Genomic DNA, 776 nt, shown 5'->3' on the forward strand with positions numbered 1-776 from the left:
TTGATACCGTACTTTTCCGGGTTCTGCCCGGCATGGACGATAAGAGAACATTATTATGATACCAAAAAAACTTATCTAATTGTATTTTTTTCCCTTTTGTTTGGGAGGGTGTTTAGTAATTTATATATTTGCGTTTGTAGAAATTAATAGCAAGATGTGTTTTTGTGTCCACAAAAACCAAATCTTGCCTGATAAATCAGGAGTTTAGCCCCCTCGCAACTTGGGGGCATATATTATTTAGTATCATAGTATGAAAGCAAATAAAAGAGATAGAATAGTGAAAGTTCGCTTAACGAATTTAGAATATGAAGAACTAACTAAAGCTTCTAAATCTAGCAAATGTATGTCAGATTATTTTAGACAGAGAGTCTTTAGGAAAGGAGTTGGTCTTATTGACCCTAAAGAATTTATTCGTTCGATGGATGAAATTTGTTTGGAAATGAAACGTATAGGAAATAATATAAATCAGTTGGCTAGGTATGTAAATATTCATAAGGAAGAAGTTAATCAAGAGGTTCTTAATGAGGTAGAAAAGAAAATGGCAGACTATGTAATTATGCAAGATAAATTGAATGTTACTTGGCGTAAGTTGATGTCAATCAAATAATATATGTATATATAATATTGATATATATAATTTTAGTGATAAAGACAGCGTTACTATTTCTTTTCCCTAAAGTTCTTTGTGTCGTTTCTCTCTATACTTGAATACAGGAAAACGGCTGCATCATAAAAGAAAAGACACCGACACCATTCAGGAACTACCGCCCATCGGC

1 protein-coding gene is annotated in these 776 nt (G+C 32.6%); it reads left to right on the forward strand.

Features of this window, described 5'->3' with window-relative positions:
• Positions 1-250: 250 nt before the first annotated feature.
• On the forward strand, positions 251-607 hold the full coding sequence (mobC, locus tag JZY04_RS21035; RefSeq protein WP_007557662.1) for a plasmid mobilization relaxosome protein MobC: 357 nt from the start codon (positions 251-253) through the stop codon (positions 605-607).
• Positions 608-776: the final 169 nt, after the last annotated feature.

The sequence above is a fragment of the Bacteroides sp. 11BF genome, from assembly GCF_019633765.1.
Lineage (GTDB): Bacteria > Bacteroidota > Bacteroidia > Bacteroidales > Bacteroidaceae > Bacteroides > Bacteroides hominis.

Bases quoted from the DNA above. Each gene is read 5' to 3' on its own strand.
- mobC (WP_007557662.1), top strand. From the start codon at position 251: ATGAAAGCAAATAAAAGAGATAGAATAGTGAAAGTTCGCTTAACGAAT.